The sequence below is a fragment of the Rhodococcus sp. R1101 genome (genome assembly GCF_000278445.1).
Lineage (GTDB): Bacteria > Actinomycetota > Actinomycetes > Mycobacteriales > Mycobacteriaceae > Rhodococcus > Rhodococcus gordoniae.
This window is the reverse complement of record NZ_AJVB01000604.1, coordinates 1-1,996: the sequence shown is the minus strand read 5'-3', so window position 1 is coordinate 1,996 and position 1,996 is coordinate 1. Positions and strand designations below refer to the sequence as shown.

The 1,996-nt window shown below is 68.7% G+C and carries 1 protein-coding gene and 1 pseudogene; one reads left to right on the top strand and one right to left on the bottom strand.

Annotation, left to right across the window (positions count from 1 at the left end; all coding sequences use genetic code 11):
- Positions 1-657: pseudogene (locus R1101_RS0122220) on the bottom strand (urocanate hydratase); the annotation flags it as partial.
- 266 nt (positions 658-923) lie between these two features.
- Between R1101_RS0122220 and R1101_RS28170 the strand changes: the two are divergent.
- Positions 924-1,996: NAD-glutamate dehydrogenase domain-containing protein (locus R1101_RS28170; protein ID WP_037224660.1), on the top strand; the 1,073-nt coding region annotated here is incomplete at its 3' end.

Genomic DNA, 1,996 nt, shown 5'->3' with positions numbered 1-1,996 from the left:
GCTGTCGGCCTTGGTGTCGAGGTACTTGTGCGCGATGCGGCGGTCGATGCGGGTGACGTCGCAGTCGACGCAGATCGCGACACCGTCGTTCATGGTGACGGCCAGCGGCTGCGCACCGCCCATGCCGCCCATGCCGGCGGTGAGGGTGATGGTGCCGGCCAGGGTGCCGTCGAAGCGCTTGCGGGCGATCGCGCCGAAGGTCTCGTACGTGCCCTGCAGGATGCCCTGGGTGCCGATGTAGATCCAGGAACCGGCCGTCATCTGGCCGTACATCATCAGGCCCTCGGCCTCGAGCTTGCGGAACTGCTCCCAGTTGGCCCAGTCGCCGACGAGGTTGGAGTTGGCGAGCAGCACGCGCGGCGCCCACTCGTTGGTGCGGAAGACGCCGACCGGCTTGCCGGACTGCACCAGCATGGTCTCGTCGTTCTTCAGGGTCTTCAGGGTGGCGACCATCGCGTCGAACGCGGCCCAGCTGCGGGCGGCGCGGCCGGTGCCGCCGTAGACGACCAGGTTGTCGGGGTGCTCGGCAACCTCGGGATCGAGGTTGTTCATGAGCATGCGCAGCGCGCCCTCCTGCTGCCACCCGAGGGTGTTCAGCTCGGAGCCGCGGGGGGCGCTGACCGGGCGGGCCTCGTGGCCGGGTGAGGTGATGTCCATCGGGTAACTCCTAGCTAATCGGGCGGTGAGGGCGCGGGGGTGTCGAGCGGTTCCGGTGCGACGCCGTTGTCGCCCGAATCCGGGTGGGTCTAGCTGTTGTGCGCTGGCTCACGTTCTGCAACTATGACTTGTATATTCCTGTCTATACAAGTTGATGTCAAGGGGCACCCGGAAGTCCCGCCCCTGATGTCGCGAGATGTACGACCCCGATGAACGGACACGACGACCAGCCGGGTGCAGCGTGGCACCCGGCGGAAGGTTCCCAGATGAACAGCGTCTCCACCCACCCCGATCCGACCCCGAACCCCAGCGAGATCGACGATGCTCTCGCCCGAATCTTCCGCAGCTGGGACGAGCGCCTGCTCGCCGGCGCCGACCCTGCCGCGCGCGAGCGCCTCGCCGCGTTCGTCGCGGACCTGCCCGCCGGTTACAAGCAGGACATCCGTCCCGACCGCGCGCGCGTCGACCTTGCCATCCTCGGTCAACTGTCCGACGGTGCGGTTGACGTTCGGATCGTTCCCGACGCGACCGCGCGCGGTACCCACCGCCTGTCGCTGTACGTCGGCGGGCGTCCCGCGTCGCTCGGGGATCTCATGCCGCTGCTGCAGAGCCTGGGCGTCGAGGTGCTCGACGAGCGCCCCTACGCGCTCGCCTCTCCTGACGGAATGCCGTGCTGGATCTACGAATTCACCGTTCGGTACACGATCGCGCCGGAAGACGGGTTCGACGAGTTCGCCGAGCGCTTCGGCGGCGCCGTCCAGGCGCTGTGGCAGGGCGTGGCCGAGGCGGACCGCCTGAACGAACTGGTGGCGCGCGCGGGTCTGCACTGGCGTGAGGTCACCGTGCTGCGCGCGTACGCGGAGTTCCTGCGGCAGGCCGGATTCCCCTACAGCAGTGCCTATGTGGCCGACGCGCTGTGTCGGCATCCGGAGATCGCGGCCGCACTGGTCGAGTGCTTCTCCGCGCGTTTCGATCCCCGCTCCGATCCGTCCGCATCCTCCGACGGCCGCGGCGCGGAATCCATTGCCGCAGCGTCGACGCTGATCGAGTCGGTGCTGGGACTCGACGAGGACCGCATCTTCCGGGCGCTGCTGGGCGTGGTCCGCAACACCGTGCGCACCAACCACTTCGCCACCCCGGCGCGGGAAACGCTGGCGCTGAAGCTCGATTCGCGGAACATCGGTGAGCTGCCCGAGCCCCGGCCCCGGCACGAGATCTTCGTCTACTCTCCGGTCGTGGCAGGCGTGCACATGCGTTTCGGGTCGGTGGCACGCGGCGGTCTGCGCTGGTCGGATCGGCGTGAGGACTTCCGCACCGAGGTGCTCGGCCTGGTCAAGGC